The sequence below is a fragment of the Vreelandella sulfidaeris genome (genome assembly GCF_042429665.1).
GTDB lineage: Bacteria > Pseudomonadota > Gammaproteobacteria > Pseudomonadales > Halomonadaceae > Vreelandella.
In genome coordinates, this window is record NZ_JBHMAC010000013.1 from 146,718 (window position 1) to 159,529 (window position 12,812).

General features: G+C 52.2%; 13 protein-coding genes. 5 read left to right on the forward strand and 8 right to left on the reverse strand.

Annotated features, from left to right (window positions below; all coding sequences use genetic code 11):
* Positions 1–52: 52 nt before the first annotated feature.
* The 3 genes from ACFFLD_RS15280 to ACFFLD_RS15290 form a co-directional block, all read right to left on the reverse strand.
* Complete coding sequence (locus tag ACFFLD_RS15280) at positions 53–409, reverse strand: hypothetical protein (RefSeq protein WP_386041833.1); 357 nt, start codon at positions 407–409, stop codon at positions 53–55.
* Complete coding sequence (locus ACFFLD_RS15285) at positions 409–681, reverse strand: HU family DNA-binding protein (RefSeq protein ID WP_386041835.1); 273 nt, start codon at positions 679–681, stop codon at positions 409–411. The genes ACFFLD_RS15280 and ACFFLD_RS15285 overlap by 1 nt, the downstream gene beginning before the upstream one ends.
* Before the next feature lie 106 nt (positions 682–787).
* Positions 788–1,984: an NAD(P)/FAD-dependent oxidoreductase gene (locus ACFFLD_RS15290; RefSeq protein ID WP_386041837.1), complete on the reverse strand. Its 1,197-nt coding sequence runs from the start codon at positions 1,982–1,984 to the stop codon at positions 788–790.
* A 93-nt stretch (positions 1,985–2,077) separates the two neighbouring features.
* Between ACFFLD_RS15290 and ACFFLD_RS15295 the strand changes: the two genes are divergently transcribed.
* The 5 genes from ACFFLD_RS15295 to phoR all read left to right on the forward strand — a co-directional run bounded on the left by ACFFLD_RS15295 (position 2,078) and on the right by phoR (position 6,488).
* A complete protein-coding gene (locus ACFFLD_RS15295) occupies positions 2,078–2,692 on the forward strand; it encodes a DUF2238 domain-containing protein (protein ID WP_386041839.1) in 615 nt (204 codons plus the stop codon).
* Positions 2,693–2,875: 183 nt separating this feature from the next.
* Positions 2,876–3,460: a chorismate--pyruvate lyase family protein gene (locus tag ACFFLD_RS15300; RefSeq protein WP_386041841.1), complete on the forward strand. Its 585-nt coding sequence runs from the start codon at positions 2,876–2,878 to the stop codon at positions 3,458–3,460.
* 35 nt (positions 3,461–3,495) lie between these two features.
* Positions 3,496–4,386, forward strand: coding sequence for a 4-hydroxybenzoate octaprenyltransferase (ubiA, locus tag ACFFLD_RS15305; RefSeq protein WP_386041843.1), 891 nt, complete (start codon positions 3,496–3,498; stop codon positions 4,384–4,386).
* A 123-nt stretch (positions 4,387–4,509) separates the two neighbouring features.
* Entirely contained in the window at positions 4,510–5,199 is a 690-nt protein-coding gene (phoB, locus tag ACFFLD_RS15310; RefSeq protein WP_007112280.1) for a phosphate regulon transcriptional regulator PhoB, read from the forward strand.
* Between the two features lie 2 nt (positions 5,200–5,201).
* Positions 5,202–6,488, forward strand: a complete 1,287-nt coding sequence (phoR, locus tag ACFFLD_RS15315; protein ID WP_386041845.1) for a phosphate regulon sensor histidine kinase PhoR — start codon at positions 5,202–5,204, stop codon at positions 6,486–6,488.
* Positions 6,489–7,842: 1,354 nt separating this feature from the next.
* On the opposite strand, the gene cysZ is transcribed toward phoR, so the two are convergent.
* The 5 genes from cysZ to ACFFLD_RS15340 all read right to left on the reverse strand — a co-directional run bounded on the left by cysZ (position 7,843) and on the right by ACFFLD_RS15340 (position 12,760).
* Positions 7,843–8,577, reverse strand: a complete 735-nt coding sequence (gene cysZ / locus ACFFLD_RS15320) for a sulfate transporter CysZ (protein ID WP_386041847.1) — start codon at positions 8,575–8,577, stop codon at positions 7,843–7,845.
* 80 nt (positions 8,578–8,657) lie between these two features.
* Positions 8,658–9,380 carry a phosphate signaling complex protein PhoU gene (gene phoU, locus ACFFLD_RS15325; RefSeq protein ID WP_386041849.1) on the reverse strand — a complete coding sequence of 241 codons (723 nt, stop codon included), beginning with the start codon at positions 9,378–9,380 and terminating at the stop codon, positions 8,658–8,660.
* A gap of 31 nt (positions 9,381–9,411) precedes the next feature.
* Positions 9,412–10,227: a phosphate ABC transporter ATP-binding protein PstB gene (pstB, locus tag ACFFLD_RS15330; RefSeq protein WP_386041851.1), complete on the reverse strand. Its 816-nt coding sequence runs from the start codon at positions 10,225–10,227 to the stop codon at positions 9,412–9,414.
* Complete coding sequence (gene pstA, locus ACFFLD_RS15335) at positions 10,221–11,645, reverse strand: phosphate ABC transporter permease PstA (protein WP_386041853.1); 1,425 nt, start codon at positions 11,643–11,645, stop codon at positions 10,221–10,223. The genes pstB and pstA overlap by 7 nt, the downstream gene beginning before the upstream one ends.
* Entirely contained in the window at positions 11,645–12,760 is a 1,116-nt protein-coding gene (locus tag ACFFLD_RS15340) for an ABC transporter permease subunit (RefSeq protein WP_386041855.1), read from the reverse strand. The genes pstA and ACFFLD_RS15340 overlap by 1 nt, the downstream gene beginning before the upstream one ends.
* Positions 12,761–12,812: the final 52 nt, after the last annotated feature.

The window sequence follows — 12,812 nt, forward strand, 5'->3', positions numbered from 1 at the left end:
CGGTAGCTGTTCTACCTTGTTGGCGGTTAATCATGGTGCCAATGGAGCTTTGCTACATGTACTTGAGTAACTTTTGTAGCTTATTCATATCGGCAGAATCACCTACTAAACGTACGTTGCCGCTCATCATACCGTCGAGAAAGGCTTGCTGGGTTGGTTTTTTAAGAACGCTTAACGCCGTTTCCTGATCGCGGAAACGTAGTTCAAGATCTAGGTCAATAGGTAACCCTTTACCGGTACTGATACCTTTCGGCGTCATCCGATAATGGCGAGCAATGCTTAGATCTTCCGTGGCAATTCCCCAGTCTAGACCGCGCATACGCTCTAATTGCTCACGAAAGCGCGGCTTGCGGCGCAGGGCACGTTTGAGCATCACGCCCAGCAGCCACAGCGTCAGCTTGAGTTTCATTAGGAAACCGCGTCTTTAAGCGCTTTGCCTGGTTTAAAGGCAACATTTTTACTAGCCGGAATTTGCAGTGGAGCGCCGGTTTGAGGGTTTTTACCGGTACGGGCTGCACGCTCACGTACGGTGAAAGTACCAAAACCAATCAACGCGACATCTTCGCCTTTCGCAGCGCTGTTAGTGATTTCATCAAGAATTACATTGAGTACTTGGCCAGCCTTGTCTTTGGATAGATCAGCACTTTCAGCGATGGCAGCAGCGAGTTCAGGTTTGCGCATAAGGTATCTCCCTTGAGTAACGTTTCAACGTAAAGCAATGCAGTATTGATGGATGCGTCATCCGAGTAGGTTACTGTTTCAAGCCTAGTCGTGCACGCGGCGAACATCAGCCTAGCAGCGCAGGGGCTGCTCTGGAAAGCTCCACTTTCCTTCTCACGCAGCCGCCTGTCAACGCAAAACCAATCAAACGTCCGTCTTTATTTTCTGCTAGGGCGCTGATATCGCTCCCATCGCCTTCAATTCTCCAGCGCTCGGGGGGAGATATCGGGGGGTAAGCCACCACGGGTAGCAGCGGCGTTTTTACCACCACCGGCCAGGCGCCAAAACTAACGTCAGTGGGCGTGCCCGACAGGGTGGCCGCTAGCGCCTTGGCACTCGCCTGCAGAGGCTGGACATACATGGCGTTAACCCCGCTCACACAGGCGACATCGCCTAACGCGTAGATATTCGGATGCGATGTGCGTAGCTGGCGGTCAACCGCTATACCACTTGCCGATACCGTTAAGCCGGCCCTCTCGGCAAGTGTAGAGCGTGGTGAGAGGCCAGTAGCCATCAACACAATATCAGCGTTGACGGCGTCGCCATTCGCGAGGCATAGATGTAAGTTGTCATCGCTGGTAAGCGCGATGGAGTCAATCGAGCGACCCAGGTGGAGCTGGATTCCTGCTTCGCTAAAGGCATTGCTTAAGGCGACCCCTAAAGGCGGTGGCAGCAACCTTGGGAGCAAGGTGCCCTCAGGAGCGATCACATCGACGTGATGGCCTCCGGCGTGCAAATCGTTGGCAAATTCACAGCCGACTAGCCCAGCCCCTATTATCGCCACTTTTGCCGGGCTGTGGCCTAATGCTTGATAAAACTGGCGGTACTCGTCCAAGTCGTTAATGGTAAAGCAGCGTGAGGCCACCGAGGGATCAAGGCTAAATGGCTGCCGTGGAGCGGCACCAGTGGCCAGAACGATGTCGTTATAGCCAAGCCGCACGCCATTGCTACACTGGACCTGCTGGCTACCTACATCCAACTGCGTGACATGGGTGTGGGGAAGTAACTGTACGTTGAGGTCGGTGGCTAGCGCGCTGGCGCTACGCTGGGCCAGCATGTCAGGCTCGATACGCTTAACAAAGCCGGTGGAAAGTAGTGGTTTACTGTACTCATCGCCACTATCAGCGCTAATCATGGTGATTGAGCGTTGGTCGCCCTGGCGCCGCAACGCGCGTGCCAGACCTACACCGGCCATTCCAGTGCCAATAATCACTAGCTCAGCGTGCGACGTTGAAGCTGCCTGCGTGTGGGAGGATGCGAGCATGCAAACACCAAAAGAGTTACTGGAAAAAAAGCCTTTAAAGGCATTATGTTATACTAATTTTCTCTGTTTTTGTCGCCTTGGAGACGCTGGTTGATGATGAAATTTTTGCTCTCCGAAAAGGCTGTGCTTACGTTTACGGCTTTGTATACTGCTGCGTTTACAGCCTATTTCATCGTTAATTTTAATGTTGAATTTATTGGTTATATCGGGGTAATCGTGTTTGTTTTTGCCCTACTTTACGGAACTCTCGATAAAACCCGAATTCCAGCTTCCCTCTTGTGGGGCATCTCTATCTGGGGATTGCTGCATATGATGGGAGGAAGTGTTCCAACCGGCGATGGCGTACTCTACACATGGCGGATGGTCACCCTCTTTGACGGCGGCGGGGAGTTTTATATTCTCAAGTTTGATCAATTCGTGCATGCCTACCTTTATGCCGTCGTCGCATTGTTATTTCTTCACTTATTGAGAAATTATTTGGGACAGAAGCACCCACCCCTACTTATTGGCTTTATCGCGCTGATGGCGGCGCTGGGCGTAGGTGCGGTCAATGAAATTATCGAGTTTGTTGCCGTGTTGCTAGTGCCAGATAACGGGGTCGGTGGCTACTACAACACATTGCTTGACATTGTTTTCAATTTTACTGGGGCCATCCTGGCTGTCTTGGGTTTTTATCTCTTTCATGGCAGTGCCAAACGTGGCAAGTGAATGGAAGTCTTTCCTTGAGGATTAATTACTCTGGCTTGCGCTAGCCTCATCCCAGGTGATGAGCGTCTATCGCATGCTCTCCTTCATGTTGGCAGTTGAGGCAGAATGGGAGGGGGAGCAACGCTGGTCTCCAGCCTTACTTTATGGTCTAACACACTGACATTACTCTATGAATCCAGATCTATGAATCCAGACGTAAACACAGTACGGTGGCAAGCTCCCCTTTTTCCGCGTTGGCGGCCGGTAGCAGCGGCCCGTCCGGCAATGAGTGTCGCTTGGTGGCAGTGGGTTGCCTCTACCGATTCACTTACCGCCCGCTTAGTGGCGGCTAGTGGTGATAGGTGTTTTCGAGTGCGATTGCTGCGCCAAGACATCGGCTGGCCGCGACAGGATGAGGCTCAGGCATTGGGCATTGCCCCTAAACGGTTGGCTTGGCTGCGCGAAGTAGCGCTATGTGTCGATGAGACGCCCTGGGTCGTTGCGCGTTCGGTTGCCCCATTAGCGCAGCTCAAAGGGCAACGTTTGGAGCGTTTGGGTGAGCGCTCATTGGGTAGTTGGTTATTTCGACAGCCCGATTTGATCCGAGGGCCCTTGGAAGTCACGACACAACCACCGCGGTTTGCTAGCGGAAACGATAGCGGGGAGACATGCAGCTGGGGCAGACGCTCGGTCTTTCAGCACGGCGGTCAGCAGGGTGGGCTGTCATTGTTGATTCAGGAATATTTTTTGGGTGCGATGGCCGACGCGCTTAAGCTGCCTTCGTGCTAGGCTAACCACTGTATGCTAATTTTAGTGAGGTAGGCATGGATCGTTCACTGTTGCGGCCAAAGGGACTGGCTCGCGTGACAGATTTTATACAGCTGATGCGATTGAATCGGCCGATTGGAACATGGCTATTGATGTGGCCTACGCTTTGGGCGCTTTGGGTAGCGGCGGATGGAGTGCCTGGCCGCACTACGCTGTTGATTTTTATAGCAGGCGTTTATGTGATGCGCGCGGCTGGCTGTGTCGTCAATGATTATGCTGACCGCCATGTTGATGGCTATGTAAAACGCACAAAGCATCGTCCTCTCGCCACTGGTCGTATAAGCGAAACCGAGGCTCAGCTTTTGTTTTTTGGTTTGGTGGCGATAGCGTTTATTTTAGTATTGCTGACAAATTGGTTTACGGTGCTGCTCTCGTTGGGGGGCGTCATACTGGCGATTGCTTACCCCTTTATGAAGCGTTATACCCATTTCCCACAGGTCGTACTGGGAGCGGCGTTTTCATGGGCGATTCCCATGGCATTTGGTGCCGTGCTGGGCCATGTGCCGCTGGAAGCCTGGCTGCTATTTGGCGCTAATGTACTCTGGACCGTGGCCTACGATACTCAATATGCCATGGTTGACCGCGATGATGATGTCAAAATCGGCATTAAGTCCACAGCCGTGCTGTTTGGTACAGCGGATCGAGCGATCATCGGCTTACTGCAATTGGCCACACTGGGATTGCTGGCATGGGTTGGCTGGCAGGTAGGGTTAGGCGGTTTTTTCTGGTTAGGGCTGATTGCTATGGCGGCTACCTTCATTCACCAACAGCGTTTGATACGCCATCGTGAACGCGATGCCTGCTTTCAGGCGTTCCTTAATAATCATTGGTCGGGCTTACTGGTGTTTGCGGGGATTGCATTAAGTTGGTGGCCTGTGGTTGGCTGATGTCGGCGACTGTCATCTAAATGTCATCAAGTCATGGTGTGATCGTCACTGACATGTCATTGAACTGTTTTCTTTGAACCTTTTCTTTGAACAAGCTTTCTTTGTACACCGTGAGGCTCTGGTATGACCGCCAAGACCGTTCTGATTGTCGATGACGAGGCGTCGATCCGTGAGATGATTGCGGTTGCGCTGGAAATGGCTGACTATCGCGTGCTCGAAGCCGACAACGCCCAGGACGCTCATGCCATGGTCGTTGACCACCAGCCTGACTTATTGCTGCTCGATTGGATGATGCCGGGTACCAGCGGAATTGAGCTGGCCAGACGCTTAAAGCGTGAAGAAGCGACCGCTGAAATTCCTATCATTATGCTCACCGCTAAAGGCGAAGAGGATAATAAAATCCAGGGGCTGGAAGCGGGCGCCGATGACTATATCACCAAGCCTTTTTCACCCCGTGAACTGGTGGCGCGGCTAAAAGCAGTGCTGCGGCGTGCCACTCCGCGTGGCGTTGAAGATCCTATCGAAATTAATGGCCTGTTGCTTGATCCGGTAAGCCACCGGGTAAGCGCCCATGGCAAAGCATTGGAAATGGGCCCTACCGAGTACCGTTTACTGCAGTTTTTTATGACCCATCAAGAGCGTGCTTATACACGTAGCCAACTTCTTGACCAGGTATGGGGGGGGAATGTCTACGTTGAAGAGCGCACGGTCGATGTGCATATTCGTCGCTTGCGTAAAGCATTAGGCGATGTGCACCAAAACCTGATCCAGACGGTTCGGGGTACCGGTTATCGTTTCTCTGCGCGGGTGTAAATGTGCACCTGTGGAGCCGTGAACTTTGGCGAATTGCGTGGCTAGCCACGTTAGGTACGTGTTTAGGCTGGATAGTGGGCTCGGCAGGACTCGGCCTTGCGACAGGGTTGGCGGCATGCCTCTTTTATCATTTACGGCAACTGCGCCAGCTTTATCTTTGGCTAACGCTTCACCCACATGATGAGCCTCCTGCAGCGCGTGGGATGTGGGGCGAGCTCTTTGACCGTTTATACCGCTATCAGAAAAGTCAGCGCATCACCCAAAGTCGCTTGCGCGCTACCTTGGCGCGAATTCAAGAGTCGTCTGAAGCGATGCGCGACAGTGTCGTTATGCTTGACCGGCACGGTGATCTGGAGTGGTGGAACAGCGCCGCATCGACGATGCTGGGACTCCAAACCGCTCATGACCGTGGCCAGCACATTACTAATCTACTACGCGACCCAGGGTTCATCAGCTATTTTAATGCGCGCAACTATAGCGAACCGTTAACGCTAACATCGCCCATTGATGAGCGCTGCATCCTCCAGTATCAAATTACCTTGTACGGTGACGATGAACGGCTGGTAATGGCACGGGATATTACCCGCTTGCATCGCCTTGAGCAGATGCGGCGTGATTTTGTGGCCAACGTCTCCCACGAGCTGCGCACGCCGTTAACGGTCTTGTCAGGTTATCTGGAAACCTATAGCGATATTGCCGATCAACTGCCTCCGCGGTTAGGCAAAAGCATACAACAAATGCAGGAACAGACGCAGCGCATGCAAAATTTGGTCAATGACCTGCTGCTGCTTTCCCGCTTGGAGATTGATCAGGGTGGCAAAGATCATCATCCGCTACCGCTCGGACCTTTGCTGCAAAGTATTTGCAATGATGCGTTAGCCTTGTCACATCAGCGTCATACCATCACCGTGGCGCTTGACAGCGATGTCCGCCTGCTAGGTAGCGAGCAGGAAATCCGTAGTGCTGTCTCCAATCTAGCCTTTAATGCCGTTCGCTATACCCCCGCAGGGAGTCATATTACCCTGCGCTGGAAGGCGAGCCTGACATCTGGTGGCAGTATAGAGGTTGAAGATAACGGCGAAGGCATCGACCCCGTCCATATTCCCCGCTTGACCGAGCGTTTTTATCGCGTTGATAAAGGGCGCAGCACCGCCACTGGTGGTACCGGCTTAGGTTTAGCCATCGTAAAGCACGTGTTATTACGCCACGATGCGCAGCTACAGATAGAATCCCACCCTGGTAAGGGAGCGCTGTTCCGCTGCGTTTTTCCCGTTTCTCGGCTTATTTAACTCAGCACGCTTATTTTCTTGACGCACCATGCGTTTAAAAGCGTGCAATATTGGCATGCATAATTGGTAAAAGGTTGCGCATGTGCCATTTTTACACAGTTACCAATATCCTATTGCCGTCTCAATCAGTATTTTCATGACCCACTTTGATTTAATAAGCTATTGTTTTTAAATTTATTTTTGTATTTTTTGCGAGGGCTGGCACGCTGTCTGCAATATTCTAGATAGGAAATGTTGGCCTTATACGTGGCTCTTATTTCTTTTTTAAGTGATATGAAGCAGCGGACGTCACATTATTAGTCAACTAGGTTGATGCATGCTTCTTCAATGGATGAAGAAGCTTACAACAGGAAGTTGGCAAGGCAGGATGCTTTTTTCAGGTTCACGGATGAACCAATAGGCAATCAGAACGCTAGTCAGGGTAAATTCCAAGGTTGGAGTCCCGCACACGGAGAGGAAGCTAGCGTCAGATATTACCTATCATTATCTAGTAATAGGCCCCAGCTGGGGCCTAATTTTTGTCGTCTGCTTTTATTTCACTCCCTTTCAGTATTTTCCTCGTTCTCTCTTTGCTTTGCTTTGCTTGCTTGATCGCCCAGTATTGTTACATTGCCTAACGTAACTTGCTGCGCGTAAACATCATTGCTGTAAAGCTTTGTTCTTCGAACCTATGTGCCATTAGTGGCAGATTTTTTGAGCATTGAATCACGTTGAAGTTTAATTTTGATATTATGTAATAGGTTATAAGCTTTTTATTTTTAAGGTTTTTTCTTTTTTTGCCGAGGCGGCAGTTCTTTTCGTGCAACTCCATTTTGTTAAGTCTGCGCCAACGCATACCGTATGGTATGCAAGAGGCTTGCAGCACAAAAAAATAACTTTATGCGCAGCGTGCGAAACATTCAGTAACAAATGCTTGCAATATTGGCTGCATGGGTTACGATTGGTGGGTGAGCTTACCATGCAGTTGCATGTCACGTTGACAAGGATGCACATCGATTCACGGAGCGAATCAAACGACAATCAGAGCGTTAGTCAGGGTAATATTCCAAGGTTGGAGTCCCCCAAAAGGAAAGGAAGCTAGCGCTAGTCATTGTCTAATATTATGTTCTTGGGCCCTGCGAATGCGGGGCCTGATTTTTTGTAACGACCCCATCTTCTTTTAGCTATTCTTTCCGATTTATGATGACCTGTATTAACAGAACGTTTTTAACGCGCCGATATCAACGATGTATTGAATAGCCGATGTAACCGTATGGTAGTGCAACAAAAACCCGCTAAAGCGGGTTTTTGTTGTTAACTATTAAAGGTAGCCCACCATTATGGCCTGGGTGATAAGCGCTTGGAAAATGACTTGTCATGCATGGGGGATAATACGGCCCGCTTCTCTGTAGTGATCATCCCAAAGCAATACAGCGCCTGCTACGGCACCAGGTAGTAGAAATAAGTTTGCCAGTGGTATCCAGGTGACAAGGGTTACTAATCCACCAAAGGTGAGGCTCTGCCACCAACGATTCGAGAGTCGTTGACGCATATCGGCAAACGATACTTTGTTATTGTCCATGGGGTAATCTAGATAGGTGATGGCCATCACCCACGCTGAAAAAAGTGCCCATAACAGCGGGGCCACTATATTCAGGCCTGGTATCCAGCTAATCACAAACAGGGCCGCGGCCCGTGGGAGTATATAGCCGAGCTTAACAAACTCACGGCCAACGGCATCAATCGCAGACTTGCTCAGGCTGCGGTCATCAAGCGGTTCACGTCCAGTGGTGTAGGTTTCAACTTTAGCGGCCAAAAAACCATAAAACGGGGCGGCTATTAAGCTGGTAACCAGCGTGAAAGTGAAAAACACCACCACAATCAAACTAATCACAAAAAGCGGCCAGATGAGCCACGATAGCCAATCAAGCCAGGTCGGCACCATCTCCATCCAATGAGCTAGCCAGCCATCGAAGCGATTGAGGACTACGCTGAGCATACTCACGTAGACAATAAGATTGACCAAGATGGGCAGAAAAACATAGCGACGCATACCGGATTGATACACACAGCGTGTACCTCGGCTTAGCGCAGTGACAGCATCCAGCATGTTGGGGGGAGCTCCTAATAATCCAAACGTCCAGGCGGTTAAGCAGCCTGGACGTATTGCAGGAGGAAACTCTTATCAGGTCAAGGCTTTTTCGTTGTAGGAGCCAGGTTGTCGGTATCGCTATGGCGTATATCCAAGCCTTTAACGAGGTAGACCACATACTCGGCAAGGTTGTCAGCGTGGTCGCCGACTCGCTCAAGTGCACGCAGTACCCACATAATACTGAGTACAGAAGTGATTGAACGCGAGTCTTCCATCATAAAGGTCATTAATGACCGCATAGCACTGCTGTACTCGTCATCCACCAGTTCGTCTTCGCGGACTACCTGCATAGCGAGGTCAGTATCAAAACGGGCAAAGGCGGTGAGTGAGTCGCGAAGCATTTTACGCACATGTTCGCTGATGTGGCGTACTTCCACCAAGCCGCGAATAGTGCTAGTACTTTCGCTCAGTAACAGTGCGTTTCGGGCGATTTTACTGGCTTCATCACCAATCCGCTCAAGGTCCGATGTGGCGCGGATAACGGCAAGCACCAAACGTAAATCGGATGCTGCCGGCTGGCGGCGGGCGAGTACACGGGTACATTCATCGTCAATTTGCAGCTGCAGCTCGTTGACCTGGCGATCATTGTCGCGCACTTGCTCGGCCAAATGAGTATCGCCTTCCAAAAGGGAGTGAACGGCGTCCTGCACTTGTTTTTCGACCAGCCCGCCCATCGCCATCAGGTGGGTTTTCAGCTCTTCCAGCTCCTGGTTGAACTGGCGAGAGATATGCTGGCTGTGGGTATCGCTCGTAATATCCATGGAGCACTCCTGACGTTTGCGTCGATAAGGCCTAGGTCATGCGGCCGGTAATGTAGTTTTCGGTATGTTGTAAGCGGGGATTGGTAAAGACCTGATCGGTAGGCCCGTATTCAACCAGTTCGCCTTGATGTAAAAAAGCGGTGTAATCAGAGACACGTGCCGCTTGTTGCATATTGTGGGTGACCAGCACCAGAGTAAGCTCTGACTTGAGGTTGCGGATCAGATCTTCAATTTTGAGTGTGGAAATCGGGTCTAGTGCTGACGCAGGTTCGTCGAGCAGTAGTACGTCGGGTTGAACGGCTAAGGTACGAGCAATAACCAAGCGCTGCTGTTGGCCACCTGAAAGCTGCCAAGCGGAGCGATGCAGACGATCTTTCACTTCATCCCATAGGGCGGCTGAGGTTAATGCCCACTCGATAATATCGTCTCTTTTGCGTTTAGGGAGGCGCTGCTGTAAACGAAGACCGAAGGCGACGTTTTCATAGATCGACATGGGGAACGGGTTCGGGGTTTGAAACACCATCCCGACACGCCGGCGTAGTTCCGTCACATTCATTTTCGGGTCGTAAATAGCTTGCCCTTCGAGCATTATTTTGCCGCTATGGGTGACCGATTCATTAAGGTCATGCAAACGGTTAATAGCCCTGAGTAGCGTTGATTTACCACAGCCCGACGGGCCGATAAAGGCCGTTACACGGTGCCGGGGTACACTGAGGGTTAAATCGTGCAACGCCTTTTTCCCCGCATAGGCGAGGTTAAAATGATCAATGCTCAGGCAACTGCTGTCGGACGAAAAGTGCGTCACTGGTGCCTGAGAGGTAGTTGTAGAATGTAATGATGCTAGCATTCGTTTCCCCGTTGACGCCTAAGATAATGACGCAGAAATATGGCAGTTAGATTAAGCACCAGCACAATTAACACTAATAACAGCGCCGTGGCATACACCAGCGGGATAGCGGCCTGCACATCTTCACCGTGAAAGGCGGTATCAAATAAATGATAGCCAAGGTGCATGAACTTGCGCTCTAAATGTAGATAAGGAAAATCGCCGTCAATGGGCATTTGTGGGGCTAGCTTGGCAACCCCGACCAGCATGAGCGGCGCCACTTCGCCTGCTGCCCGGGCAACCGCTAAAATAACCCCCGTCAGCATAGCGGGCGCCGCCATGGGTAACACAATGCGCGTGAGCATCTCTAGACGAGTAGCGCCGAGTGCCACCGCGCCTTCGCGCTGAGCCTCTGGAATACGTGCCAGTCCTTCTTCTGTGGCCACAATCACTACCGGAAGGGTGAGCAGCGCAAGGGTTAGAGACGCCCATAATAGGCCGCCGGTGCCAAAGGTGGGCGAGGGTAGCGTGTCGCTAAAAAACCATTCATCCAGCGAGCTGCCAAGCCCATACACAAATACGCCCAGGCCAAATACCCCGTATACAATCGAGGGGACACCCGCGAGATTGCGTACGCCAATGCGCACCAAGCGAGTCAGTTGGCCTTGGTGGGCGATTTCATTTAGATAAATGGCCGCTAAGACGCCAAAGGGGGTCACGATAACAGACATCAAAATGACCATGAGCACCGTGCCGAATATCGCTGGCCACACCCCGCCGTCAGTATTGGCTGCTCGCGGGCCTTCACTAAGAAAGCGCCATACGGCATCGCCCCAGACAAATGTTTTTTGCCACCATGACATCGCGTTGGGCGCCTGTGCGCTCACGACGTTGGCAAGCGGTTGACGCAAGGTTTGACCGCTTACGGTGGAGAGCAGTAGCTGACTCTCCTCACGTTGACTGGCGGGTAGCGTTAAAAGAGCCGTTAAGCGTTGCCAGGCAGCGTCCCCCTCCCAGCGTTGCCCCGATTGTTCTAGGGCCTCTAAACGACCTATAAAATCGCCCCAGGGGGTGCGGTCCACGCGAATCAAGTCGGCGGGTTGGGAGCGGTCGGCAATCTCTGCTAGCGTTACCCATCGCCAACGCGTACCTGTAATATCCTGGTTGCCGGTAAAATAGAGGCGTTCATTACCTGTTTCCAGCGGTAGCGCTACCTCGCGGACAGAATAGCCAGCAAAGCGATCACCCGAATTCAGGGTGACCTCTTCCAGCGTCGTGGGCCAAAAGTGCCCTAGTCCTCGCACCAGCAGAAGCGCCAACAACGCGCCTAACATGAGCAGAGAGAGCGCCACACTAGCGCCGCATAGCCAGGGCCATAAATTATCCAGCCAGCGCATACGAGGGCGACGCGAAGAGACGTTGACCGGGGCAGGGGGCATTATACGCCTCCGATCTGGCGGTAACGCCGGCGCAAGCGCTGGCGAACGACCTCGGCGAGCGTGTTAACTAGAAACGTGAACATAAACAGCGTCAGCGCGGCTAAAATCAGCAAGTGATAGGTTAGGCCGTTAGGGGAGGCTTCGGGTAGTTCGATGGCGATCGCAGCGGCCATGGAACGCATTCCTTCAAAAGGACTGGCGCTAAATAGCGCAGTATTGCCACTGGCCATGAGCACAATCATGGTTTCGCCTACTGCCCGGCCAGCACCGATCATCACTGCCGAAAAAACACCTGGGCCAGCTGCCGCTAATGCTACTTTCCAAAGCGCTTGCCAGCGACTGGCGCCCAGCGCTTGAGCACCTTCTATGAGAGTCGCCGGCACATCGGCTAACGCATCTTCGGCGAGCGAGTAGATGCCAGGGATGACGGCAAACCCCATGGCGATGCCCACAATCAGCGCGTTACGGGTGGCGTAATTCATTCCGAACCGCTGGTCGAGTAGCTGGCGCAGGTCGCCGCCTAACCACTGTTGCTCTATCCACGGGGCAAGCCATAGCGCTATCGCGACCATGCATGCGAGCCAAGGAATAAGCCAAAGCCCCGCCCAGGATAACGGTAAACGGCGGCGTAGGCGTGCGTTAACCACTTGCCAGAGTAAGCCGGCGACACCGGCACTGATGGGCAGCCATATAATAATGATTAGCGTACTGGTTAAATGGCGCTCAACCCAAGGCGCTAAAATAAGGCCCGCAATGAAGCCCACCACGACGCCAGGAATCGCCTCCATCATTTCTAAGGCAGGCTTGATACGCGCCCGCAGCCGCGCGGACATAAACAGTGCAGAGTAAATCGCTGCCCCTAAGGCCACCGGAATGGCAAACAGCAGCGCGGCCAGAGCGGCTTTGAGTGTGCCCCAGGCAAGAGGTGATAGTTTCGCCAGAGCGGCGCTATCGCCCATCGTCAACAACGGCAGGGTTTCCCATACTAAAAAGATGCCAATGGCGAGAATGGCAAGCAGCACACCTACGCCGCCGGCGGTGATTAGCCCGGTGGCCACACGATCCTGCAGCAGGCGCAGTGGCTGACGAGAAGAAATTAACCGAGGTGGGGTCATGTCGCTATCATGGTAAAACCGGACTGGTCACTAAGTGGGAGAACAGGTAAAG

Bases quoted from the DNA above. Each gene is read 5' to 3' on its own strand.
- ACFFLD_RS15300 (WP_386041841.1), top strand. From the start codon at position 2,876: ATGAATCCAGACGTAAACACAGTACGGTGGCAAGCTCCCCTTTTTCCG.
- ACFFLD_RS15285 (WP_386041835.1), bottom strand. From the start codon at position 681: ATGCGCAAACCTGAACTCGCTGCTGCCATCGCTGAAAGTGCTGATCTA.
- ubiA (WP_386041843.1), top strand. From the start codon at position 3,496: ATGGATCGTTCACTGTTGCGGCCAAAGGGACTGGCTCGCGTGACAGAT.
- cysZ (WP_386041847.1), bottom strand. From the start codon at position 8,577: ATGCTGGATGCTGTCACTGCGCTAAGCCGAGGTACACGCTGTGTGTAT.
- ACFFLD_RS15290 (WP_386041837.1), bottom strand. From the start codon at position 1,984: ATGCTCGCATCCTCCCACACGCAGGCAGCTTCAACGTCGCACGCTGAG.
- ACFFLD_RS15295 (WP_386041839.1), top strand. From the start codon at position 2,078: ATGATGAAATTTTTGCTCTCCGAAAAGGCTGTGCTTACGTTTACGGCT.
- phoB (WP_007112280.1), top strand. From the start codon at position 4,510: ATGACCGCCAAGACCGTTCTGATTGTCGATGACGAGGCGTCGATCCGT.
- ACFFLD_RS15280 (WP_386041833.1), bottom strand. From the start codon at position 409: ATGAAACTCAAGCTGACGCTGTGGCTGCTGGGCGTGATGCTCAAACGT.
- ACFFLD_RS15340 (WP_386041855.1), bottom strand. From the start codon at position 12,760: ATGACCCCACCTCGGTTAATTTCTTCTCGTCAGCCACTGCGCCTGCTG.
- pstB (WP_386041851.1), bottom strand. From the start codon at position 10,227: ATGCTAGCATCATTACATTCTACAACTACCTCTCAGGCACCAGTGACG.
- phoU (WP_386041849.1), bottom strand. From the start codon at position 9,380: ATGGATATTACGAGCGATACCCACAGCCAGCATATCTCTCGCCAGTTC.
- pstA (WP_386041853.1), bottom strand. From the start codon at position 11,645: ATGCCCCCTGCCCCGGTCAACGTCTCTTCGCGTCGCCCTCGTATGCGC.